Below are 21,751 nucleotides of genomic sequence, written 5' to 3'. Positions count from 1 at the left end.
GGTTTCCTGATGGCTGAAACGTTAACTATCCACGCCCTTGAACGTTGGGCAATGCGCCCGACTTTACACGCTTGCATCGGCGAACGATGCCCAGCGATTTAGCCGGGTGTAAGGCTCAATCACGGCGCGACTGAAGCCACTTCTGTATAGATTCGCATGGTTGCCTAGTAGCGATTTCAGCCGTCAGGTATCTGATTTTCAGCCCAGGGCTTCATCCGCCATTTCATCAATGGCACCATTGGCCCCCTTTGCGCGCCGCCGGGCGCCATTTCTTATTCGGAGAACTGTTGTCATGGGCGCGCCGCACACCGCTACCGTTGTTCCACCTGGCTTTGCCCTGCAGGGCAAGGTGGCGCCGCCGGGCTCCAAGTCCATCACCAACCGCGCGCTGCTGCTGGCCGCGCTGGCCAACGGCACCAGCCGCTTGACCGGTGCCCTGAAAAGCGATGACACCCGCCATATGTCCAACGCACTGCGGCAAATGGGCGTGACCGTGGACGAACCGGATGACACCACCTTCGTGGTCACCAGCGGCGGTTACCTGCAAGCGCCTGAGGGGCCGCTGTTTCTGGGCAATGCAGGCACTGCCATGCGGTTTCTCACTGCCGCCGTGGCCACCGTGAACGGCGACGTCACACTCGACGGCGACGCCTATATGCAAAAACGCCCCATCGGCCCGCTGCTGGATGCCCTGCGCGCCGGCGGCATTGAAGTCTCCAGCGCCACCGGTTGCCCGCCGGTGGTGGTAAAGGGCAACGGTAGCCTTACGGCAAAAACGTTTGAAATTGACGGTGGGCTGTCCAGCCAATACGTGTCTGCCCTGTTGATGCTGGCCGCCTGCGGCACTGCCGCCATCGACGTGAAACTGACCGGCAAAGACATCGGCGCACGCGGCTACGTCGACCTGACCCTGGCTTGCATGCAAGCCTTCGGCGCCAGCGTAGAGGTAGTCGACGACGTCACCTGGCGCATCGCCGCCACTGGCTATCACGCCTGCGACTACGTAATTGAACCGGACGCCTCGGCTGCCACCTATCTGTGGGCCGCCCAGGCGCTGACCGGCGGCGCGATCGACCTTGGCGTGCCAGACGACTGCTTCACCCAGCCAGACGCCAGCGCCCAGCGCGTTATCGCCGCCTACCCTGCCATGCCGGCGGTCATCAACGGCTCGCAAATGCAAGACGCGGTGCCAACCCTCGCCGTGCTGGCAGCCTTCAACAACACGCCCGTACGTTTCACCGAGTTGGCCAACCTGCGGGTAAAGGAATGCGACCGCGTACAGGCGCTGCACGACGGCCTCAACGCCATTCGGCCCGGCTTGGCGACGGTAGAAGGTGACGACCTGCTGGTGGCGGCAGACCCTGCATTGGCAGGCTCGCACTGCGACGCACTGATAGACACCCATAGCGACCATCGCATGGCCATGTGCTTCGCCCTGGCTGGGCTCAAGGTCAGTGGCATTCGGCTGCTGGACCCGGAATGCGTGGGCAAGACCTACCCAGGTTACTGGGATGCGCTGCGCTCGTTGGGCGTAACGGTGAACATGGCCGAACGTTCAGCCTGAGCCTTGGTAGAGGCAGTGAGAAGCCACGCGATAGACACAGGCTTTGATCGCGTTCTCTTCGACGCCGCCCCCCAGAACGCACGAGCCGCAAAAGCGCCTTAACATTGAACGATGCTATTCGTGTCGTGGAATTCGGCGCCAGAACGTAACAGGTGCTCGATGACCGCATTTCTGAGACGCTGAAATTGGACCATGCTGAGCAAGAGGGAGATGCCTCTCTCGCTACGTTCATTTTGAGCCAGGATGCAAAGAAGACATCTGTGGCTGTTGTCAGGAGATCGGTTTGCCTAGTGTTCCGGTAAATACAGACAGCGACGAGCGCTTGTCCCATATGCTCAATGCCAGTGAGCGACTGGTCATGGCAGGGTCGGTGGACGAGGTCGTTGCAGTGCTGCGCGACACCGCGCGTGCCACGGTCGGCGCGCAGGGCATTGCAGTCGTCATTGCAAATGGCGAGTACTGTTCGTATGTAGCGGAAGATGCTGTCTCTGCCCTCTGGCAAGGCCAGAGCTTTCCCGCCGACCACTGCATTTCCGGATGGGTCATGAGTCACGGTGAGACGGTCGCCATCGCTGATGTCCGGCTGGATCCGCGCATTCCTCAGAAGGCCTACGCGCCTACGTTCGTCCGCAGCCTGGTGATGGTGCCCATTGGTAAACCTGTGCCGGTCGCGGCGCTCGGCGCTTATTGGTCCGAGGTGCGCGACCACGCCCCCGATACGATCAAACGCCTGGAAAGCCTGGCGCGTCTGGCGACCATTGCCATTGAGAATGCGCGCCTTACCCAGGCCCGTAATCGCGCGGCAGCACTGAGTGCTGCACAGAACCGCATTCTGGAACTGGCCGTCGAGGAAACGCCCCTCCACGTCGCGTTGGAGGCGATTGTCCGTGAGGTGGACGCGCTTTCCACCTCGCGTTTGCTGGGCAGCATCTTGCTGCTGGACGAGGACAACCGGCTGCGGCAGTGCGCAGGGCCGGGCCTGCCGAGTGGGTTTACACAGGCCCTGGAAGGCATCGCCTTCAGCCTGCGCACAGACGCCGAGCTTGAGGCGGCGTCAGACATTGCGAATAACCCGGGCTGGGCCGAGTTCAGCGCCAAGGCCGCAAGCCACGGCCTGCACGTCTGCTGGTGCACGACTATCCGTTCGGCACAGGGCGCCGTGCTTGGTATGTTTGTTCTGTATCACCAGGAGCCGCGCACGCCGCTGTCGGCAGACCTCGAAATCGTTGACTTCGTGGTCCGGACCATCGGCCTTCTCGTGCACCGCTCGCAAGCGCAGGCCGCGATCCGTGTCAGCGAGGCACGCTACCGCCAGATCGTCGAGGGCGCCGAGGACTTCGCGATTATCACCTTTGACGCACAGGGCTTGGTCACCAGTTGGAACGCCGGCGCCCAGCGCATCGTTGGCTACCGTGCCGAGGACGTCATGGGCCGCGAAGGCGACCTGTTTTACACAGCCGCGGATCGGGCCGAACGAGTATTTTACGGCGAGCTGGAACACGCCAGGGATCAAGGGCGGGCCGTCAACGAGCGCTGGCATGTACGCAACAACGGTACGCGCTTCTGGGGTTCGGGATTGATGATGCCGCTGGCCATGGACCATGGCGGCTTCGTGAAATTTTTCCGCGACCGTACGGCCGAACACGAGGCCGAAGCGGCGCTGCAAGAGAGCGCGGCACGGCTGCGTTTTTTTGATGAACTCGACAGCCAGCTTTTTAATATCCACAGTGCCGAAGACGCCATGCTCGCTGCCACCGGGTTACTGGGACGCAGGCTCAAGGTGTCGCGCTGCGCCTATGCGGATGTCGATATCGATCACGACCGCTTCTGGATTCGCAGTGACTACACGGCACCCGGCATCCCGAGTTCGGTCGGCGCCTACAGTCTTGATCTCTTCGGCCCAAGGGCTGCGGCGGACATGCGTAGCGGCAGAACGTTAGTCGTGCGCGACGTTATCGCAGAGCTTGTTGACGGTGAGGGGCGCGAGACGTTTCGCACCATCGGCATCGACGCAATAATTTGCTGCCCATTAGTAAAGGATGGCCGGCTGACGGCGATGATGGCGGTTCACCACAATCGCCCTCGAGACTGGTCGAACGCTGAGATTTCCCTGGTCAAGGAAGTGGTGGAGCGCTGCTGGGCGCATGTCGAACGGGTCGGCGCCGAGATGCGCCTGCGCGAAAGCGAAGAGCGTTTGCGTATTGCCGTCGATCACGCCGAGGTTGGCTTCTGGGACGTGGACAATGTGCAGAACACCCTGATCTGGCCGCCTCGGACCAAGGCGTTGTTCGGCATCTCGGCACATGTGCCCGTCACAATGACCGACTTCTACGATGGCCTGCACCCCGAAGATCGGGAGGCGACAGCCGAGGCCTTCGCCGCGGCCAGCGACCCCGAACGCCGCGCACTGTACGACGTCGACTATCGCACCATCGGCAAGGAAGATGGGGTGATTCGCTGGGTGGCGGCAAAGGGCCGGGGCGTGTTCGATGCAGCAGGCCGCTGCCTGCGTGTGACTGGCACGGCGGTGGATATCAGCGCTCGCAAGGCCGCCGAGGAAGAGCTGCGCGAGCTCAACGCCAATCTCGAAGGCCGGGTAGCCAAGGCCATCGCCGAACGGGAAGAAGTGCAGGCGGCGCTGCGTCAGAGTCAGAAAATGGAGGCCATGGGCCAGCTTACCGGTGGCGTGGCCCACGACTTCAACAACCTGCTCACCCCCATCGTCGGCACGCTCGACATGCTCCAACGACGGGGCGTAGGTGGCGAGCGGGAACAACGGCTGATCTCCGGCGCCATGCAATCGGCCGATCGTGCCAAGACCCTGGTGCAGCGCTTACTCGCCTTCGCCCGCCGTCAGCCGCTGCAGGCCGTTGCGGTCGACGTGGTGAAGCTGGTAAGAGACATGGGCGAGCTCGTGGCCAGCACCAGCGGGCCGCAAATCAGGGTCGTCATCGATGCACGGGAAGATCTCCCCGCGGCTATCGCCGACTCCAACCAGCTCGAAATGGCGCTTCTGAACCTCTGCGTGAACGCCCGGGACGCCATGCTCGAGGGCGGCACAATGCGCATATCAGCGAGCGCCGAGACAGTGAGCGCGGGGCACCGTTCGAGGTTGCCGGCAGGCGACTATCTCTGCCTGTCTGTCGCCGACACGGGCATAGGAATGGACGCGGCCACGCTCGCTCGGGCGATCGAGCCGTTCTTTTCAACCAAGGGGGTCGGTAAAGGAACGGGGCTGGGCCTGTCGATGGCACATGGTCTGGCTTCGCAACTGAACGGCGCGCTGACGCTTCAAAGCTCCCCGGGCCTCGGGACGAATGTGGAGCTTTGGCTTCCGCGCAGCATGACAGTGCTGGAAGCGGAAATTCGCCCTGCCGTGGCGCCAGAGCCGAGGCCGGCGCGTGGAGTCGTGCTGCTTGTCGACGATGAAGAACTGGTACGTGCCAGCACATCGGACATGCTGGCCGAGCTGGGTTATCGAGTGATCGAGGCGGCGTCAGGCGAGGAGGCTCTGCGGCTGCTGAACGCCGGACAGCCATTCGACCTGCTCGTCACCGACCACCTCATGCCGGGCATCAATGGCACCGATCTAGCCAGGGCAGTTCGTACTTCGCGGCCGGGAACTGCGATCCTGCTCGTCTCAGGCTATGCCGAACTTGCAGGGCTTGACCCCGATCTCCCACGGCTTGCCAAACCGTTTCGCCGAAACGAGCTGGCGCTGAGTCTGGCCGAACTCGGCGGCGGAATGTAAGACGGCTTCCCTCTGCTCCAGAAAAAGAGCCCGAGCCGGCTTATCAGTGTGGCAAGCCCGCTGAATAAACGCGCCTAGCCCGTAAGGCTAGCGCACGCCCTCCGGCAACTTCGCCACCACCTTGATCTCCACATCAAACCCATACAACCAGGTAACGCCGACCGCCGTCAGCGACGGAAACGGCGCCTGCCCCCAGTACTCGGGCACCACCTCCCACACCTCTTCGAAAATCTTCTGCGGCTCGACCATAAACACTGTCACGTCTTGCACGTCATCGAACGTGCAACCGGCGGCGGCCAGTACCGCGTTGAGGTTTTCGAAAGCGCGGCGCACCTGGGCTTTCAGGCCTGGCTCGACCGAGCCGTCTTCTAGGCTGCCGACCTGGCCCGACACAAACAACAGGCCATCGGCACGTACAGCGGCGGAGTAACGATTGCGTTCATACAGCGCTTGGCGCCCAGCAGGGAAAACTACATCACGTTGGTTCATTGCAAATCTCCAGGGTGAGTAAGGAACGTGGCCACTGTAGGGGCCTTGCTCCCGCCCGATAAACACGCAATGCTGGCCAGGATTGTTTGTGATTCCCAAACAATAAGGAGTGCAAATGGACCGTTTCGATGCCATGCAGGCCTTCGCCCGTGTGGTGGAAACCGGCAGTTTTACCCAGGCGGCGCTGACGCTGCACATAAGTAAAACCACGGTGAGCCAGCTGGTGCAGCAACTGGAAGCACGTTTGCGCGTGAAGCTGCTCAACCGCACCACGCGCAAGGTGAACGTTACCGCCGATGGTGCTGCCTATTACGAGCGAGTGCAGGCACTGTTGGCGGCGATGGACGATGCCGAAACTGCGCTTTCCAACGCCGCCACCGCACCCCGTGGCCGGCTGCGGGTGGATGTACCGAGCCCGCTGGCGCGGCTGCTGCTGATTCCGGCGCTGGCGAGCTTTCAGGAGCGTTACCCGGACATCCAGCTGGACCTGGGCGTAAGCGATCGCCCGGTCAGCCTGATCGATGAGAGCGTGGACTGCGTGATTCGCGGCGGCGAAATCACCGACACTTCGCTTATCGCTCGGCATATCGCCGACCTGCCGCTGGGCGTTTACGCTGCGCCCACTTATCTGGCCCGCCATGGCACCCCTACCCACCCGCGTGAACTGCAAGACGGCGAACACCACGTGGTGGCATACCGCTGGGCGCGTACGGGCAAGCCGCTTGGCTATGCCTTCACGCGCGAGGGCGAAACCTTACAGGTGCAAGGGCGACATACGTTGGCGGTCGATGATGGCAATGCGTACCTGGCCGCCGGGCAGGCTGGCCTGGGCATCTTGTGGCTGCCGCGTTATATGGCCGCCAAAGCGCTGGCAAACAACGAGCTGGTCGCGCTGTTCGAGGCGTGGGACATCGTGTCGATGCCGCTGTATATGGCCTACCCGCCCAACCGCCGTGTAAGTCGCAAGCTGCGGGTGTTTATGGAGTGGGTGATTGAGTTGATGGCCAGCAATGTGCCGCAGGTAACGCTGCCGCGAGCGCCATAAGAGCGAGGTTGAGGCATCACAGGTCCGCTTTTGTAGGGTGTGCTCCGCGCACCAAGCGTTTGCCGGGCTATCGCTTGGTGCGCGGAGCACACCCTACCAAAGGCAACTCGCGTTCGGATCATCAGCATCCGCTTCTGGCACCGCGTGCGTACCCTGCCCTTACCTGCGCCACCGCCTCGATAACGCGCTGCACCCAGTGCTCGTCATCGGGGCGAACCACCACCACGCGAAAACCGTGTTCATGGCCTTCAAGCTTCACGCCTTCGGAATCGTCCACGTGCAGGTCGATACCGAACGCCGGCGGAAACTTCGAGGGCGAGTTGGCAAAGCCGTGCACGGTCAGCGCTTCGCTATGGCGAACGCTGTTGACGATGCCGTCTACATGCACGCCGTACAGCAAGAGCCAGCGGCGGATGTACGACGGGGTGCGACCGGACGAGGTGTACACCCAGATGCTGCACCCTTGCTTGCGCAACTCGCGCGTCAGCCGGCGGGTGCCGGTGCGCAGCGGCTCGCCCAGCCAGCGGTGCACCACGGCCGGTAACCGGCTGTGTTCAGCGGCGGAGTGATGGGGTTGGCAGGCCAGGGTGTCATCCACATCGAACGAAATGCGGATAGGCGGATGGCTAAACACCGGAGCTGGCAGCAGGCGCCGCGCGCCTCTGGAGAGCTGGCGGGTCAAGCGCTGCAATGGCGTGAGCGTTGGATGGGCGCTCATTTGATACTTCCCTGAAAAAGAGGCGAGTGTTTGTCCCTTAGAAAAAACTCCGTTGGATTCGGAGACTGCTCTTCCAGAAAGGCGGCGTATTTTTTCTTGATTTTGGGTAACTCGTAAAGCGCCTTTACACCATGCTTGGCCGAATTACGGATAACCGACGACGGGTTGAAGTAACCCTCGGCGTTGGCCAGCGACAGTACAAACGGCGGCTTGCCAGCGCGCATCAGCAGGTAGCTGACAATCAGCGAGCCGGTGCGGTTGTTGCCTTCGAGAAACAGCTGCGGCCGGCTGAGAATGCGCACATAACAGCCCGCTGCACGCTTCCACACCGATTCGCCGTGGTGCGCACTGTACCAGTGATACAGGTCTTTGATGCCACCTTCGGTGTTATTGAAAAAGTGCTTCTCGGTGGCGGCCAGGTGTTCGGCAAACTCCACCCGGGCGGCCGGGTCGCTGCCACAGAGCACGGTGGCGTTGATTTCCAGCATCAGGTTTATCTGCTGCAGATCGAACAGGTCGACGTCACGGGCCACGTATTCGTCAATCAACGCATAGCCAGCGAGGACGTTCTGCAACACTTCGTCGGTGAACGGGTCACGCGGCTCGGTAAAGTACCTGCTCAGTTCAGTGAAGCGCTGCTGCACATTACGCAGCGCGTCTTCAATCGCAGGCAAATCAAGGCGACGCTTCGCTGGCATTGGTATTCCTGAAAAAAGCGGTTTTAAACGGAAAAAACCGCATGCAACGCCAGGCTGCATACGGCCTGGAACGCGCGATGGATCAGCTGAATTTGCCGCTGATGTAGTCGCTGGTCATTTGTTCACGCGGGTTGTCGAAGATCTGCGCCGTCGGGCCCATTTCCACCAGGTAGCCGGTGCGCGTGCCCTGCGAGATATCCACGGAGAAGAACGCCGTGTTGTCCGCCACACGAATGGCCTGCTGCATGTTGTGGGTCACCAGCGCGATGGTGTAGTCCTTCTTCAACTCCACCATCAGCTCCTCCACGCGGCGAGTCGCAATGGGGTCGAGGGCCGAGCACGGTTCATCCAACAACAGCACTTCCGGCTCGGTGGCGATGGCGCGAGCGATGCACAACCGTTGCTGCTGGCCGCCGGACAGTGACAGGCCGCTGACCTTCAGTTTGTCTTTGACCTCGTCCCACAACGCGGCGCCTTGCAACGCGTGCTTTACGCGGTCGCCGATATCGCCCTTGTAGCGGTTCAGACGCAGGCCGAACGCCACGTTGTCGTAGATGCTCATCGAGAACGGGTTCGGCTGCTGGAACACCATGCCGATGTAACGGCGCACCACCACCGGGTCTACGCCCTTGCCGTACACGTCCTGGCCGAGGAAGTGAACGTGGCCTTCAAAGCGGAAGCCCGGCACCAGATCGTTCATCCGGTTAAGGCTGCGCAGCACCGTACTTTTGCCGCAGCCAGAGGGCCCGATAAAACCGGTGATCTTGTTTTTTTCAATCGGCACATGGCTGTCACGCACCGCCATGAAGTTGCCGTAGAAAATCTTGTCCAGCTTGCAGTCCATGACCACGGGCGTTTGGGTATCAACCGAGGCAGGTTGTTGCGCAGATAGTGCGTTCACGATTCAGATGCTCCCGCTCTCAAAACTTGGGTTTGCCGAAAATACGGCTGACGACGTTTACGACCAGAACGATCATCACCAGTACCAGTGAGGCCGCCCAGGCGAGTTCGAGTTGGTTGTCAAACGGCATGCCGGAGAAGTTGTAAATCAGTACGGCCAGGGAAGCCGTCGGGTTCATGGCCGCCAGTTCGCCTTGGTGGTAGATCCAGTAGTTACTGAACAGCGCGGTAAACAGCAGCGGCGCGGTTTCACCGGCTGCACGGGCCACGGCCAGCATCACACCGGTGAGAATCGCCGGCATGCCGGTGGGCAGGATGATTTTCCAGATCACTTGCGAGCGCGTGCAGCCCATTCCGTACGCGGCGTCTTTCATGATTTTGGGCACCATGCGCATCGACTCTTCAGCCGTCAGCACCACGATCGGCAGCATCAGCACCGCCAATGCCACACCCCCGGCCGGGGCCGAGTAGGTGCCGGTGGTAACCACCACCAGGGCATAGGCAAACACACCAGCCAGAATCGAAGGCAACCCGGTGAGCATCTTGGCCGCGAAGCGCGCGGCGTTGGCCAGCTTGCTGGTGGGCCCCAGTTCAGCCAGGAAGATGGCCGCCATGATGCCGACCGGCACCGCAATGGCGGCCGCTATACCCACCATCACAAAGGTACCGGCCAGCGCGTTACCGAAACCGCCGCCGGTTTCGAACCCGGTGGGTGGCAGCTCGGTGAACACTTCCAGGTTCAGGCGTGCACCACCGCGGGTGATCAGCATGTACAGCACCGAAAACAGCGGCACGCTGGCCAGGACGGCAAACAGCCAGACCAGCGTGGTGAGTACCAGGCTACGCAGAGCGCGGCCTTCAAATGTGCGTTGCAGGCTGGGCAACGCGACTTTGGCAGCTGTGAGGTCAGTCATCACTTGGTTCCCCGCTGGGCGTAGACCATGATCATGGAGCCGATGACGTTCACAATCAGCGTGATCAGCATCAGGATCAGGGCGGCGTACATCAGCACCTCCACCTCGTTCGGCCCGGCTTCGGGGAAGTTCAGTGCCAACAAGGCGGCCAGGGTGTTGGCCGGTGCGAATAGCGAAAGGGCAATCTGGTTCGAGTTACCGACCAGCATGGCCAGCGCCATGGTTTCCCCTAGCGCCCGGCCCAGGCCCAATACCAGCGAGCCGAAAATGCCGGTGGCGGCTGAAGGCACCATCACCTTCAGGATCGCCTCCCAGTGGGTGGTGCCCATGCCGTAGGCCGCCTGCTTGGTTTTCATCGGTACGGCCGTAAGGGCGTCCTGCGACACCGCGGCAATCGTCGGCAGAATCATGATGGCCAGCACCAGGGCCGCGGGCAGCAAACCGGGGCCGCTCAGGCTGGTGCTGAAAAACGGTATCCAGCCCAGTTCGCTGTTCAGCCAACCGGCCAGCGGGCGAATGGCTGGAATTACCACGTAGATGCCCCACAGGCCGTACACGACGCTGGGGATGGCTGCGAGCAATTCCACAATGGTGCGAAAAATGGCCGCGAGCTTGGGCGGCAGAAAATCTTGAGTGAGGAAAATCGCCATGCTCACACCGAACACGCCGGCAATCAGCAACGCGATAAGGGCACTGTAGAGCGTGCCCCAAATGGCCGGCAGAATGCCGTATTTGTTCTGGTTAACGTCCCACACACTGCCGAAAATGACGTCCAGGCCGTGCTTCTCCATGCCTGGAACAGCCTTGCGACCCACCTCGAATACCAGGGCAAATACCAGCGCAAGAATCAACACGACGCCCACACGTGCGAGCGCACGGAAGGTGCGGTCAACCAGAAAATCCTTCGTGGAAGGTGGTTTGCACGCCGAGCCCGGATTCACCGGGACTGCAAAAGGTTTGTTCATTGGCTCATTCCGGAACGTGGAGGCTGGCCCCCGTAAGGGGTAACCCCGCCCGGCGCGCACGCCGGGCAGAGGCTGGGCGAGCGTTACTGGATGTTGGCAGAAGCGGCACGAACCTGATCAACGACCGATTTCGGCAATGGGATGTAGCCCATCGAATCGGCAATTTTCTGGCCTTCGGTGAGGCCGTACTCAACCATTTCACGCATGGCCTTGGCCTTGGCTGGGTTGTCGTTGTGCTTGCGGAAGATCATCCAGGTGTACGAGGTGATCGGGTACGACTTGGCACCGTCCGGGTCCGGCAGCCAGGCCACCAGGCTTTCCGGCATCTTCACTGCCGCCAGGGCTTCAGCACCGCTCTCGGCGTTCGGCACAACGTATTTGCCGGCCTTGTTCTGCAGCTCGGCGAAGTCGACCTTGGCCAGTTTGGCAAAGCCGTATTCGATGTAGCCGATGGCGCCGGGGGTCTGGCGTACGGTGGCGGTCACGCCATCGTTTTTCGGCGACTTGATGAACTTGTCGCTGGCTGGCCAGTTAACGGTGTTGCCCTCGCCCAGCTCCTTGTTGAAGGCCTCGTTGATGGCGGCCAGGTGCTTGGTGAACACGGCGGTGGTGCCGCTGGAGTCAGCGCGCACAACAACGGTGATGGGCAGATCAGGCAGCTTCAGCTCAGTGTTGGCAGCGGCGATCTGCGGGTCGTTCCACTTGGTGATCTTGCCCAGAAAGATATTGGAGTACACATCGCGCGGCAGCTTCAGGCCTTTCGGGCTGCCTGGCAGGTTGTAGGCCAGAACGATTTCGCCGGCGGTCATCGGCAGCAGTTGTACGCCTTCGGCCACCTTGGCCATGTCTTCTTCTTTCATCGCCGAGTCGCTGGCGGCGAAATCAACGGTCTTGTTCAGAAAATCCTGCACACCTGCACCGCTGCCCTTGGACTGGTAGTCAACGGTGACGCCAGCCGATTTTTTGCTGAAGTCTTTGAACCAGGTGAGGTAGATCGGTGCCGGGAAGCTGGCGCCGGAGCCGGTCAGGCGGACGTTTTCCTCAGCGAACGACACAGACGTTGCACCAAGGGATACCGCAACGGCTAGCACAGCAGTCTTCATCAAACCTTTCATCAGCGGAGCTCCATACAAAGGGTCCCGCAAGCGTGCCGTAAGGCTGTTAAGGTTTTATGAACGTGGCGTGTCAAATGTGGGGGCAGAGCGATTTAGAACGGCAAAAGCATCAAGGCTAAAGCCTCTATTCCTGCAATCGCAGGTGTCAGGCGTCAGCCGCCTCAACACAATTGCGCCCGCCCTTCTTCGCCCGGTACAGCGCACTATCGGCCAGGCCATAGGCGGTCTCGAAGCTGGTGCCAACAGCGCTGGCACTCACCCCAAAGCTCGCCGTAATACGCCGATTCACCGGCGCGTCGAACACATGCTCGGCAATCGCCTGGCGCATGGCTTCTGCCAGCGCCACGCCCTGCTGCAAATCGCCGGCGGGAAGCAGCACCGTAAACTCCTCGCCCCCTACCCGGCCGACCACTCCCCGCTCACCAACAATGCGCCGCAGGCAGCCGACAATGCCTTGAATAACCGCATCGCCCGCCGGATGCCCGAAGTCATCGTTCACCTGTTTGAAGTAATCGATGTCCAGCACCACCATCACCGCCCCGGACTGTTGCAGGGCCACAATGGTGTGCTCGATCACCGCGCCGCGGTTCAACACGCCGGTCAGCGCGTCATGCGTGGCGCGGTATTCCAGTTGATGAGCGAGGGTTTGCAACTGCACGTTGAGCGTATTCATCTCCCGCTCGGCGCGGTCGCTGCGCCCGATCAGGCGCCTGGTTTCACGCATCAGCCGCTCGAAATGCACCAAAAGCTCTGCCAGGGTTTTCTTGTAGAGCTCCGGCCCCACTTCCGAGAGTGCCAACACCGAACGCACGCGCTCAAGCGCCTCGGCTTCACTGCTGAACAGATCAACCGCATGCGCGGTTTTATCACCTGGGGCGACGGGAGTAACGGACGCAGGCATAGCCATAACCCCTTAATCAGACGGCGATGGGGCAGTCGTTGAATTCAATGGCTTCGAAATCCGCCTTCAACTCTTCACCAAACTCGAAAATGGTTTCGTCTTCTTCATCGAAATACCAGTTCACGCGAATCGCATTGCCCTTCTTCGCCGACTCATCCAACGCATCAAAAATGCTGAACAGCATCTTGGTGCTCGAGCTATTGAAATAGGCCAGGGCGATGTCAACGGTCACCCTCGTGCTCTGCAGGCTGGCCAGGTAGGCGCGCAACTGCTGGGTGATGGGGGCATAGAAGGCCGCCGCATTCTCCGGGTAAGACTCGCCACGTAGCGTCAGCTGATGGCTGTCGAATTTGAAATCGACTTCGGGCGAGGTAGCGGTTGCTTCGATGTAAAAATTTTCCATGGCTTTAGTGTCGCTCATTTCATATTACGGATTTAAGGCAGAACAGCGTGGTGTCGGGGTCGTCCGACAGCGTCTGGAAACTGAACTCCAACGGCGAGCACGCATCGCGGGCCATGGTCAGAAAACCCAGCCCCGCCCCCTTGCTGCCCTCGGGCGTTTCAGCGCGCAACGTGAGCTTGTAGGCCTGCTTTATTTCTTCCTCGGACATGGTGCGCAGCGGCTCGAGTTTTTCGCGCAGGCGCTCCACGTCTTTGCTGGCAATGGGGTTGGCGCACAGCATCAGGTGGTGGTCGCCTTCGGCACTGATGCACACCGCCCCCTGGCGCAACAAGGAAGCGTTGGACACCTGCTCGTTCAGCGAATCGGACGAGTAATGAATGATGTTTTGCGACAGCTCGATAAACGAAGAAAACAGCTTGCGCCGCGTGGGGCCGTTGACCCCGGATATCTCCAACTGCAGCTTCACCACCTCCGCCATGGCGGCAATGATGTTCTGCGAGAAATAGCCCATGTGATAAAAAATCACATCGCGCTGTTTGGCCAGTTCGAAGAACGTGCAGTCCTGGGTTGCTGAGTGTGTGTACGGGTTATTCATCGTTGTTCCTGCTGGTAACTAAAAGCCGGGCACAGAAAAGAGTCACGTCATCGCGGCGAGTCTGGCCTTGCTGCCAACCTGCCAGCGTTCGCTGCAAGGCACTGCAAATCTCGGCAGTGGGTTGTTCCCGGTGCTCGACAATCGCCTTGAACACATTGCGTTTGCCGAGGGAAATTCTTTTCGGCCCGCCCACCTGATCAATCAGCCCGTCGGTGGTGATAAACACCAGGCTGTCGGGCGCCACGGCGATGCGGCTGATGGGCCATTGGTAATCAAGGTCGCTGTTTACATAGCCCACGCCCATGCGCTGGCCAGCGTGGCTTTCGAACTGCTCGGCGCCCGGCGCGAGAATGTGCAAGCCCAGGTTGGCGCCGGCAAAACTCAAGGTGCAGGCGGCGCTGTCAAACCAGATAAAGGCCGCATCCAGCCCGTCATCCGACTCCGGTGTGTCGTCCACTCCGTTCACCTGCCCCAGCAACCCTTTCACGCTTCTGTTTACCGCCGACAGCAACTGCGCCGGGTCGCGCGGGCCGTGCTGAGCCAAGGCCTGGGTGAGCGACGACGAGGCGATCATGGTCATAAACGCACCCGGCACGCCGTGCCCCGTGCAGTCGGCAATCGCGCCAAACCAGCCATCGTGGTACGCCGTGAAATGATAGAAATCGCCGCCGACCACATCCCGTGGCTCCCACACCAGGGCAGCATCATTGAGCGTCGAGGCCAAGGCATCGCGCGACGCCCGCAGCATGGCGCGCTGAATTACGCTGGCGTACTCAATGCTCTGCATCATCTGGCGATTGCGTTCGGCCTGAATGGCCGCCACCACGCCCATCAGGCGCAGGCCGTTGCCAAGGCCCATAAACGCACCGTCGCGCGTAACGATAAAACCGTCGGCCAGCGCCTTTTCGCCGTACTCCACGGTTTTGAACGACAGGTCTTCGATACTCATGTCGGCATCGACCACCAGCGGTTCTTTATCCATAAACGCGATGCAGCTTTTCTTGTCGTAGATTTCCCGGTGAAAGGGCTTACTCATCTGCGACAGGAAAATATTGCGGTTGATAAGCCCAATCGGCCGGCCGTTTTCCACCACCGCCAGGCACACCAACTCTTCTTTTTGCGCCGCGAAGATTTCCATCACCAGCGAGTTGGTGGTGTCGGCACTGATAGCGGGCGCTTCCACGCATAAATCACCGGCACAGCGATGATCTTTCGGCAACCGCGGACGCATAAATTGCTGGGTTTCAGTGAGCATGCTGGAGCCATCGCGAAAACGAGGAGACGGCATGATGTCAAAGAGACATTAAGGCTTTGTTGCAGTTGGGTGACGGCGCGTTGCGGTTAACGCTCTTTTCGCGGCAAGCGTCCTTCGCGTCTGCCCGCCACAGCCGACAGATTTGCGCCGGGCTGAGGACTAGAGTTGCCGCTCGCTGAATGTTCAGCGACACCGGTTTGGTCGCCGGGATGTTATAGGGGTACATGCGTCTGCTATAAGAGCTAGGTTTTCACCTGCTTTATGGCAGCTGTACGCGGGACACCTTCGGGTGTGCCGGTTCCTATACCCGGTCGGCCAACCTGCGTGCAGCTGCCACCCTTTTGCTTGGCCGCAGAAGGGGGTGGTAACTCAACCGTATAGGAGCTTCATCTATGAGCGACAAAATTGCTGTAACCACCCGCCAACACTTCGACAACCTGGAAAGCGCCCCGCTCTTCTCCGTGAACCCCGGCGTGCCCATCGACGAAGCACTGGAACGCGCAGCCGACTTGATGCTGTATGTCGAATCGCTGGCCGCGGCCGATGCGTTTATCAATAAAAGCCTTGAGGCAGCCATCATTCAAACCCTGAGTGAAATGGCCAAGGCACTGCTCAACGCCAGCAAAAAACAGGCCGCCAACGCCGCGCCTTGAGGTAATTCGCCAGCGTGCAACGAAGGGGACTTGAGTCCCCTTCTTTCGTTTTACCGCCCGAAAAAGACTCGGGCATATGCCGAGCCTTTTGTTCAGAATACGTGCCTGCCTGGCGCGCAATTACCTGACATGGAGGTCCCTATGCCGTCGCCGAACGAGCCCGCTTTCACAGTCGGGTTTATGCTGCTTGCCTTTATCCTGGCCCTGTTTCTAGCGCACCACTATCAGCGCAATTGGAAGCGCACAGTGAGCGCCGACTTTGAGGCGGCCCTGAAACGCCTGCGCATCGACAGCCACGAAATCCTGCTGGAAAAAATAAAGCTGCCGAACGGAAATCAGCAGTGCGGGGTGTACCGAATCCTCCGTACCCACAGCGGCCAGTATTTCCTCTACCTCTACACACCAGGGTCGCCGGGCGTAATCCAACCGCTCACCGAAGAGCGCGCGCTGTTGGCGGTTAAGGTGAATAAATGAAGATCAGGGCCGTAGTCGCACTTGTGCTGTTTACTGCCATCGGCGCCTTTGTGCTGGGTACCCGCATGGGGGCGACGGGGCACGTTCAAGCCGACGCCAAGTTTATCGCCTCGCTAACCACGACAAAGCTCAAAGACCTCGAAAGCGGCAACCTCGAACGGCTGCGCGAGGCACTGGAGTTCGACCGGGACCTGGCGCTTATCCGGCATGGAGAAGGCGAGAACGGGCTTTCGATTTACCTGTGGCCCGAGATGGTCGCCGGGGAATACAAAGCGATAGGACAACGCGGCCTCGCCCGCGCTGCTACGTATAGAAAAGAGCATCCAACCAAGTGGGCGGAGCCAGAAACCTTGGACTCACTTGACTCGGATACCCGTCGTGGGCTTGAAGAGAACGCGCGGATGTTGGAGCGGGTTACGGCTGAATACGCGCAGTAGGTTTGGCCGATGCGTAGCGTCAACGCCCAATCGGAAGACAGGCGACGCTTGCAGAAACGGAGTCCCGGGCGCGCTGTTGCTCAAAGCTAGCGCAAGCAAGGCATCTAGATTGAGATGGGATGAACGATTGGAGCGAGTGCTCCTATAGCGCGTCAAAATGTGGAAACGCCTTTAAGGCGTTGGTGAAAACACACATCGCATGAGGAGAAGGCAGGGGATGGCGCTCGCGCCCATACAGGTACAGCCTTTTCACTCACCCTTTTCCCCTCCCCATAAGTTGACAATTTAGCAACCACCTCTTAAAGTTGCTAAAACTTCAACAAGGACGTGTATGCACGTTTTCAAGAAGAAAACCTTTAGCGAAGCCTGTCTTCAGTACCCGGTGAAGGCGGCCAGCATCATGGCGTTGTACAAACTGCTGGATATGTCAGTGGCCACCACCCCACTGGAATTGAGACAGGCACTATCGACACTGGATAATTTCACCCCACGCAGCGGCTGGTGGGTCGTCGATATCGGTGGAAATGAATTACGCCTGATCGCCGCTATCGACTTTGCCAAACAGCGGGTTTACGTCAAACACCTGTTCAACCATGCCGACTATGACAAGGCCAACCGGTGGTATCGCAACCCGCAAAACCAAGGAGTCATGCCATGAGTGCAGCCAACGCCCGGCGCACTGAGCCCAGCGCCATCGTCGAACTGGCCCAGCGCCTTATCGAAATCCAGCAAACGCTGGAACACCTGCGCGGCACGTTCATTCAAGAAATCACCAGCGAAGCGGATTACGAGCGCGCCCTGGCCCTGCTTGACGAATTGACCGAATCCGACCGCCCAAGCCAGCTCACCGAGCCCCTTATCGACCAGCTCTGCGCCTCAATCAAACGCTACGAAGAACGTGCACCGCAGTTCGCTGACTTCAATGCCGGCGTGGCAGCCACCAGTGGCATACAGCTGCTGCGCTTTCTGATGGAGCAAAACCGCCTGACAGGCTCTGACTTGCCGGAAATCGGCGATAAAACGGTGGTATCGCGCACCCTCAACGGCAAGCGCACATTGAGCAGCTCTGACATTCAGGCGCTGGCGCAACGCTTTCACCTCAACCCGGGCAGTTTTTATCCGGTGGTGTGAGCACCTCCCAGGAGAGACCATGTCGATCGAATCCGTGAAGGCATTTTTCGCTGCACATGCACCCGACGTTATCGTGCTCGAATACGAGGTGAGCACGGCAACCGTTGCCCTGGCGGCCGCTGCGTTGAACGTTGAAGAAGGTCAGATCGCAAAAACCTTGGCCCTGCGTTTCGGCGATACCTACGCGCTGCTGGTTACCGCTGGCCATGCGCGGCTGGACAACCAGAAAGCCAAAGCCGCGTTCGGGGCAAAGTCAAAAATGCTAAGCCCCGATGAGACCTTTGCGCTGACAGGCCATCGCGTGGGTGGTGTGTGCCCGTTCGGGCTGCTGACCGAGCTTCCTGTCTTCTGCGATGTGTCGTTGCAGCAGTACGCCGAGGTCTACCCGGCGGCAGGTTCGTCCAACAGCGCTGTTTGCCTGACTCCCGAGCGCTTGGCCGGGTTGGTCAACGCGCAGTGGGTTGATGCGTGCCGTAGCTAAGTAATCCGCTGCGCAACGGTTATCGGCCGCCGTACAACTGTCGTCACACCTATGCGACAATGCGCGCCCTGTTTGGCACGAACTCCGCATTAAATAGCCGTGCAGCCGCGCCCAACACGCGCAGAGGCTGCATCGACCTATGCCCGCTGCCCCGACAACCGCTCCCATTTGAGCGAACTGGAAAAGCTTAATATCGGTATGTAATCGGTATCAGGCAAATCCTGACACCTCTAAGTTATTGATAGGTAAGCCCTTTGATCTCCACCGCTAACATCACCATGCAGTTCGGCGCCAAGCCGCTGTTCGAAAACGTTTCCGTCAAGTTCGGCAACGGCAACCGTTACGGCCTGATTGGCGCAAACGGCTGCGGCAAGTCGACCTTCATGAAGATTCTGGGTGGCGATCTCGATCCGTCTGGCGGCCAGGTGATGCTCGAGCCAAACGTGCGCCTGGGTAAGCTGCGTCAGGATCAGTTTGCGTATGAGCAGTTCACCGTCATCGATACCGTGATCATGGGCCACGAGGAGCTGTGGAAGGTTAAAGCCGAGCGCGACCGTATCTACTCGCTGCCGGAAATGAGTGAAGAAGACGGCATGGCAGTGGCCGAGCTGGAAACCGAGTTCGCCGAAATGGACGGCTACACCGCCGAGTCGCGCGCCGGCGAGCTGTTGCTGGGCCTGGGTATTCCGTTGGAGCAGCACTTTGGCCCGATGACCGAAGTGGCGCCGGGCTGGAAACTGCGTGTATTGCTCGCCCAGGCGCTGTTCTCGGACCCTGAAGTGTTGCTGCTCGATGAGCCGACCAACCACCTGGATATCAACACCATCCGCTGGCTGGAAAACATCCTCACGGCGCGTAACAGCACCATGATCATCATTTCCCACGACCGTCACTTCCTCAACAGCGTGTGCACCCACATGGCTGACCTGGATTACGGCGAGCTGCGTCTGTTCCCCGGCAACTACGACGAGTACATGACTGCTGCCACCCAGTCGCGTGAGCAACTGCTGGCCGACAACGCCAAGAAGAAGGCGCAGATCAACGAGCTGCAAAGCTTCGTCAGCCGCTTCTCGGCCAACGCCTCGAAAGCCAAGCAGGCTACCTCGCGCGCCAAGCAGATCGACAAGATCCAGCTGGCCGAGGTCAAACCGTCCAGCCGCGTCAGCCCGTTCATTCGTTTCGAACAGACCAAAAAGCTGCACCGCCAGGCTGTGATGGTGGAAAACATGGCCAAGGGGTTTGACGGCAAAACCCTGTTCAAGGGCTTCAGCTTCCAGGTCGAAGCTGGCGAGCGCGTGGCCATCATTGGCCCGAACGGTATTGGCAAAACTACCTTGCTGCGCACCTTGGTCGGTGAGCTGACTCCCGATGCCGGCCATGTGAAATGGACCGACAGCGCAGAGCTGGGCTACTACGCCCAGGACCACGCCCATGATTTCGAAGATGACGTGAGCCTGTTCGACTGGATGGGCCAGTGGACCCAAGGCGAGCAGATGATTCGTGGCACCCTGGGCCGCATGTTGTTTTCCAACGACGAGATTTTGAAGTCGGTCAAAGTGATTTCCGGTGGTGAACAAGGCCGCATGCTGTTCGGCAAGCTGATTTTGCAAAAGCCGAACGTGTTGATAATGGACGAACCGACCAACCACTTGGACATGGAGTCCATCGAGGCGCTTAACCTGGCATTGGAAAACTACCCGGGCACGCTGATTTTCGTCAGCCACGACCGTGAATTCGTATCGTCGCTGGCCACTCGCATCATCGAGTTGTCGGCCAGTGGTGTAGTGGACTTCAGCGGCACCTATGACGACTACCTGCGTAGCCAGGGTGTGGTGATTTAAACCCCGCTTCGCGCTGTACCAAACGCCCCGCTTTTGCGGGGCGTTTTGTTTGGCGCAGAACAATCAGACTGAAGCCGTAGTGCCTGATCAGACCGCAATTGCGCTTATTCGCGGCCCTTATGCAATCGTTAGCTGCCTTTCTTTCTCACCTGACTGGCGCCATCATGGCCGCAGGTTTTTCGGTGAAGCGTACACATGCAAACCCAAGTCCCCGGCTCCCTGGCGGTAACGGGCCAGATTCTGGCCATCGTGTTCTATACCTTTCTCGGTTTTCTCTGCATCGGTATTCCCATTGCGGTAGTTCCGGGCTTTGTGCACAACGTGCTGGGCTATGGCTCGGTGATTGCCGGCTTGACGATCGCGTCCCAATACCTGGCTACCCTGCTCACTCGCCCGCTGGCCGGACGCCTTGCCGATAACCTGGGCACCAAGCCGGCGCTGGTATACGGCCTCACCGGCATCGCCATTAGTGGCTTTCTAACCTGGCTTTCTACCGAAGTAAGCCACTTGCCGCTGCTTAGCTTGTTGATCATGCTGGCCGCTCGCCTGTTGCTTGGCGTGACACAAGGTTTGCTAGGCGTCAGCACCATCAGCTGGGGCATTAATCAGGTAGGTGTCGAGCACACCGCACGGGTTATTTCCTGGAACGGTATTGCCGCCTATGGCGCTATCGCCATCGGCGCTCCGGTAGGCGTGTTGATGGTGGATGCCTGGGGTTACTGGACCATGGGTTGCGCGCTCACCACCCTGGCATTGCTGGGCTTGCTACTGATTCGCAAACGGGCTTCGGCGCCGGTGCTAAAAGGTGAGCGTTTGCCGTTCAGCACGGTGCTGGGGCGTATTGCTCCTTATGGTCTGGGCCTGGCATTGGGCTCGATTGGCTATGGCACGTTAACCACCTTTGTCGCGCTGTATTTCGCCAGCAAGGGGTGGAGCGGCGCGGCCTATAGCCTGTCGGCCTTTGGCGTGGCGTTTATTGGCGCGCGGGTGTTGCTCATCGATGCCATCAAGCATTACGGCGGCTACACCGTGGCCATCTGCTGCATGGGCATCGAAACCCTGGGCTTACTGTTGTTGTGGTTCGCCCCGACGCCACTGTGGGCAATGGCGGGGGCGGCTCTGACCGGCTGCGGGCTGTCGCTTGTGTACCCGGCGCTGGGTGTAGAAGCGATCAAGCAGATTCCCGACAGCAGCCGCAGTGCCGGTTTCAGCGCGTACGCGGTGTTCTTCGATTTGGCGCTGGCGATTGCCGGGCCGCTGATGGGTGCAGTGGCCTATGGCTTTGGCTACAACGGGATTTTTCTCGCTGCCGCCCTGCTCTCGGTTGCTGGCCTTGCCCTGAGCCTATGGCTCGCGGCACGAGCAAGGTCGTAGGGCGGTTATCCGCCGATTCTCGGTGCAGGAAAAGGACGCCCGTGCGC

General features: G+C 60.0%; 22 protein-coding genes. 11 read left to right on the top strand and 11 right to left on the bottom strand.

What is annotated here, in order from left to right:
• The first annotated feature begins 292 nt into the window (after positions 1–292).
• Entirely contained in the window at positions 293–1,564 is a 1,272-nt protein-coding gene (aroA, locus tag PKE98_RS09620; RefSeq protein ID WP_271195060.1) for a 3-phosphoshikimate 1-carboxyvinyltransferase, read from the top strand.
• 331 nt (positions 1,565–1,895) lie between these two features.
• Positions 1,896–5,315, top strand: coding sequence for a PAS domain S-box protein (locus PKE98_RS09615; protein ID WP_373877832.1), 3,420 nt, complete (start codon positions 1,896–1,898; stop codon positions 5,313–5,315).
• An 87-nt stretch (positions 5,316–5,402) separates the two neighbouring features.
• On the opposite strand, the gene PKE98_RS09610 is transcribed toward PKE98_RS09615, so the two are convergent.
• Positions 5,403–5,804 (bottom strand): RidA family protein, encoded by a 402-nt coding sequence (locus PKE98_RS09610; RefSeq protein WP_271195059.1) that lies wholly within the window; start codon positions 5,802–5,804, stop codon positions 5,403–5,405.
• A gap of 115 nt (positions 5,805–5,919) precedes the next feature.
• On the opposite strand from PKE98_RS09610, the gene PKE98_RS09605 reads away from it, so the two are divergent.
• Positions 5,920–6,849 carry a LysR family transcriptional regulator gene (locus PKE98_RS09605; RefSeq protein WP_271195058.1) on the top strand — a complete coding sequence of 310 codons (930 nt, stop codon included), beginning with the start codon at positions 5,920–5,922 and terminating at the stop codon, positions 6,847–6,849.
• A 121-nt stretch (positions 6,850–6,970) separates the two neighbouring features.
• Here PKE98_RS09605 and PKE98_RS09600 read toward each other — a convergent pair whose 3' ends face one another.
• The 10 genes from PKE98_RS09600 to PKE98_RS09555 form a co-directional block, all read right to left on the bottom strand.
• The gene (locus PKE98_RS09600; protein ID WP_271195057.1) at positions 6,971–7,567 is read right to left on the bottom strand and encodes a hypothetical protein; all 597 of its coding nucleotides are present in this window, start codon (positions 7,565–7,567) and stop codon (positions 6,971–6,973) included.
• On the bottom strand, positions 7,564–8,265 hold the full coding sequence (locus tag PKE98_RS09595; protein WP_271195056.1) for a hypothetical protein: 702 nt from the start codon (positions 8,263–8,265) through the stop codon (positions 7,564–7,566). Before PKE98_RS09595 ends, PKE98_RS09600 begins: the two co-directional genes overlap by 4 nt.
• Positions 8,266–8,347: 82 nt before the next feature.
• Complete coding sequence (gene pstB, locus PKE98_RS09590; protein ID WP_271195213.1) at positions 8,348–9,109, bottom strand: phosphate ABC transporter ATP-binding protein PstB; 762 nt, start codon at positions 9,107–9,109, stop codon at positions 8,348–8,350.
• A gap of 76 nt (positions 9,110–9,185) precedes the next feature.
• Positions 9,186–10,079 (bottom strand): phosphate ABC transporter permease PstA, encoded by an 894-nt coding sequence (gene pstA / locus PKE98_RS09585; protein WP_271195055.1) that lies wholly within the window; start codon positions 10,077–10,079, stop codon positions 9,186–9,188.
• A complete protein-coding gene (gene pstC, locus PKE98_RS09580) occupies positions 10,079–11,044 on the bottom strand; it encodes a phosphate ABC transporter permease subunit PstC (protein ID WP_271195054.1) in 966 nt (321 codons plus the stop codon). Before pstC ends, pstA begins: the two co-directional genes overlap by 1 nt.
• Positions 11,045–11,127: 83 nt before the next feature.
• Positions 11,128–12,159 (bottom strand): phosphate ABC transporter substrate-binding protein PstS, encoded by a 1,032-nt coding sequence (pstS, locus tag PKE98_RS09575; RefSeq protein ID WP_271195053.1) that lies wholly within the window; start codon positions 12,157–12,159, stop codon positions 11,128–11,130.
• A 145-nt stretch (positions 12,160–12,304) separates the two neighbouring features.
• Positions 12,305–13,060 carry a GGDEF domain-containing protein gene (locus tag PKE98_RS09570; protein ID WP_271195052.1) on the bottom strand — a complete coding sequence of 252 codons (756 nt, stop codon included), beginning with the start codon at positions 13,058–13,060 and terminating at the stop codon, positions 12,305–12,307.
• Between the two features lie 16 nt (positions 13,061–13,076).
• Complete coding sequence (locus PKE98_RS09565) at positions 13,077–13,463, bottom strand: DUF1987 domain-containing protein (RefSeq protein WP_309298748.1); 387 nt, start codon at positions 13,461–13,463, stop codon at positions 13,077–13,079.
• Between the two features lie 19 nt (positions 13,464–13,482).
• Entirely contained in the window at positions 13,483–14,058 is a 576-nt protein-coding gene (locus PKE98_RS09560) for a SiaB family protein kinase (protein WP_271195050.1), read from the bottom strand.
• Positions 14,051–15,289 (bottom strand): SpoIIE family protein phosphatase, encoded by a 1,239-nt coding sequence (locus PKE98_RS09555; protein ID WP_271195212.1) that lies wholly within the window; start codon positions 15,287–15,289, stop codon positions 14,051–14,053. The genes PKE98_RS09560 and PKE98_RS09555 overlap by 8 nt, the downstream gene beginning before the upstream one ends.
• Positions 15,290–15,705: 416 nt before the next feature.
• Between PKE98_RS09555 and PKE98_RS09550 the strand changes: the two genes are divergently transcribed.
• The 8 genes from PKE98_RS09550 (at position 15,706) to PKE98_RS09515 (ending at position 21,704) form a co-directional block, all read left to right on the top strand.
• The gene (locus PKE98_RS09550) at positions 15,706–15,966 is read left to right on the top strand and encodes a DUF3077 domain-containing protein (RefSeq protein WP_271195049.1); all 261 of its coding nucleotides are present in this window, start codon (positions 15,706–15,708) and stop codon (positions 15,964–15,966) included.
• A gap of 141 nt (positions 15,967–16,107) precedes the next feature.
• Positions 16,108–16,440, top strand: a complete 333-nt coding sequence (locus PKE98_RS09545; protein ID WP_271195048.1) for a hypothetical protein — start codon at positions 16,108–16,110, stop codon at positions 16,438–16,440.
• Positions 16,437–16,877: a hypothetical protein gene (locus PKE98_RS09540; RefSeq protein ID WP_271195047.1), complete on the top strand. Its 441-nt coding sequence runs from the start codon at positions 16,437–16,439 to the stop codon at positions 16,875–16,877. Before PKE98_RS09545 ends, PKE98_RS09540 begins: the two co-directional genes overlap by 4 nt.
• 331 nt (positions 16,878–17,208) lie before the next feature.
• Complete coding sequence (locus PKE98_RS09535; RefSeq protein ID WP_271195046.1) at positions 17,209–17,535, top strand: type II toxin-antitoxin system HigB family toxin; 327 nt, start codon at positions 17,209–17,211, stop codon at positions 17,533–17,535.
• Entirely contained in the window at positions 17,532–18,008 is a 477-nt protein-coding gene (locus tag PKE98_RS09530; RefSeq protein ID WP_271195045.1) for a helix-turn-helix domain-containing protein, read from the top strand. Before PKE98_RS09535 ends, PKE98_RS09530 begins: the two co-directional genes overlap by 4 nt.
• Positions 18,009–18,027: 19 nt before the next feature.
• Entirely contained in the window at positions 18,028–18,489 is a 462-nt protein-coding gene (locus tag PKE98_RS09525; RefSeq protein WP_271195044.1) for a YbaK/EbsC family protein, read from the top strand.
• 254 nt (positions 18,490–18,743) lie between these two features.
• Positions 18,744–20,330 carry an ABC-F family ATPase gene (locus tag PKE98_RS09520; RefSeq protein WP_271195043.1) on the top strand — a complete coding sequence of 529 codons (1,587 nt, stop codon included), beginning with the start codon at positions 18,744–18,746 and terminating at the stop codon, positions 20,328–20,330.
• A 195-nt stretch (positions 20,331–20,525) separates the two neighbouring features.
• Entirely contained in the window at positions 20,526–21,704 is a 1,179-nt protein-coding gene (locus tag PKE98_RS09515; protein WP_271195042.1) for an MFS transporter, read from the top strand.
• Positions 21,705–21,751: the final 47 nt, after the last annotated feature.

The sequence above is a fragment of the Pseudomonas turukhanskensis genome (assembly GCF_027922365.1).
In the GTDB taxonomy this organism is placed as follows: Bacteria; Pseudomonadota; Gammaproteobacteria; order Pseudomonadales; family Pseudomonadaceae; genus Aquipseudomonas; species Aquipseudomonas turukhanskensis.
The sequence above is the reverse complement of the archived record's forward strand: the minus strand, read 5'-3'. Positions and strand labels throughout refer to the sequence as shown.

Excerpts from the sequence above, each read along its gene's own strand:
- PKE98_RS09560 (WP_271195050.1), bottom strand. The coding sequence starts at position 14,058 with ATGAATAACCCGTACACACACTCAGCAACCCAGGACTGCACGTTCTTC.
- pstS (WP_271195053.1), bottom strand. The coding sequence starts at position 12,159 with ATGAAAGGTTTGATGAAGACTGCTGTGCTAGCCGTTGCGGTATCCCTT.
- PKE98_RS09525 (WP_271195044.1), top strand. The coding sequence starts at position 18,028 with ATGTCGATCGAATCCGTGAAGGCATTTTTCGCTGCACATGCACCCGAC.
- PKE98_RS09600 (WP_271195057.1), bottom strand. The coding sequence starts at position 7,567 with ATGAGCGCCCATCCAACGCTCACGCCATTGCAGCGCTTGACCCGCCAG.
- PKE98_RS09565 (WP_309298748.1), bottom strand. The coding sequence starts at position 13,463 with ATGGAAAATTTTTACATCGAAGCAACCGCTACCTCGCCCGAAGTCGAT.
- PKE98_RS09550 (WP_271195049.1), top strand. The coding sequence starts at position 15,706 with ATGAGCGACAAAATTGCTGTAACCACCCGCCAACACTTCGACAACCTG.
- PKE98_RS09610 (WP_271195059.1), bottom strand. The coding sequence starts at position 5,804 with ATGAACCAACGTGATGTAGTTTTCCCTGCTGGGCGCCAAGCGCTGTAT.
- PKE98_RS09515 (WP_271195042.1), top strand. The coding sequence starts at position 20,526 with ATGCAAACCCAAGTCCCCGGCTCCCTGGCGGTAACGGGCCAGATTCTG.
- pstC (WP_271195054.1), bottom strand. The coding sequence starts at position 11,044 with ATGAACAAACCTTTTGCAGTCCCGGTGAATCCGGGCTCGGCGTGCAAA.
- pstB (WP_271195213.1), bottom strand. The coding sequence starts at position 9,109 with ATGGACTGCAAGCTGGACAAGATTTTCTACGGCAACTTCATGGCGGTG.
- aroA (WP_271195060.1), top strand. The coding sequence starts at position 293 with ATGGGCGCGCCGCACACCGCTACCGTTGTTCCACCTGGCTTTGCCCTG.
- PKE98_RS09540 (WP_271195047.1), top strand. The coding sequence starts at position 16,437 with ATGAAGATCAGGGCCGTAGTCGCACTTGTGCTGTTTACTGCCATCGGC.
- PKE98_RS09530 (WP_271195045.1), top strand. The coding sequence starts at position 17,532 with ATGAGTGCAGCCAACGCCCGGCGCACTGAGCCCAGCGCCATCGTCGAA.
- PKE98_RS09570 (WP_271195052.1), bottom strand. The coding sequence starts at position 13,060 with ATGCCTGCGTCCGTTACTCCCGTCGCCCCAGGTGATAAAACCGCGCAT.
- PKE98_RS09615 (WP_373877832.1), top strand. The coding sequence starts at position 1,896 with ATGCTCAATGCCAGTGAGCGACTGGTCATGGCAGGGTCGGTGGACGAG.
- pstA (WP_271195055.1), bottom strand. The coding sequence starts at position 10,079 with ATGACTGACCTCACAGCTGCCAAAGTCGCGTTGCCCAGCCTGCAACGC.
- PKE98_RS09555 (WP_271195212.1), bottom strand. The coding sequence starts at position 15,289 with ATGCGTCCGCGGTTGCCGAAAGATCATCGCTGTGCCGGTGATTTATGC.
- PKE98_RS09595 (WP_271195056.1), bottom strand. The coding sequence starts at position 8,265 with ATGCCAGCGAAGCGTCGCCTTGATTTGCCTGCGATTGAAGACGCGCTG.
- PKE98_RS09545 (WP_271195048.1), top strand. The coding sequence starts at position 16,108 with ATGCCGTCGCCGAACGAGCCCGCTTTCACAGTCGGGTTTATGCTGCTT.
- PKE98_RS09535 (WP_271195046.1), top strand. The coding sequence starts at position 17,209 with ATGCACGTTTTCAAGAAGAAAACCTTTAGCGAAGCCTGTCTTCAGTAC.
- PKE98_RS09605 (WP_271195058.1), top strand. The coding sequence starts at position 5,920 with ATGGACCGTTTCGATGCCATGCAGGCCTTCGCCCGTGTGGTGGAAACC.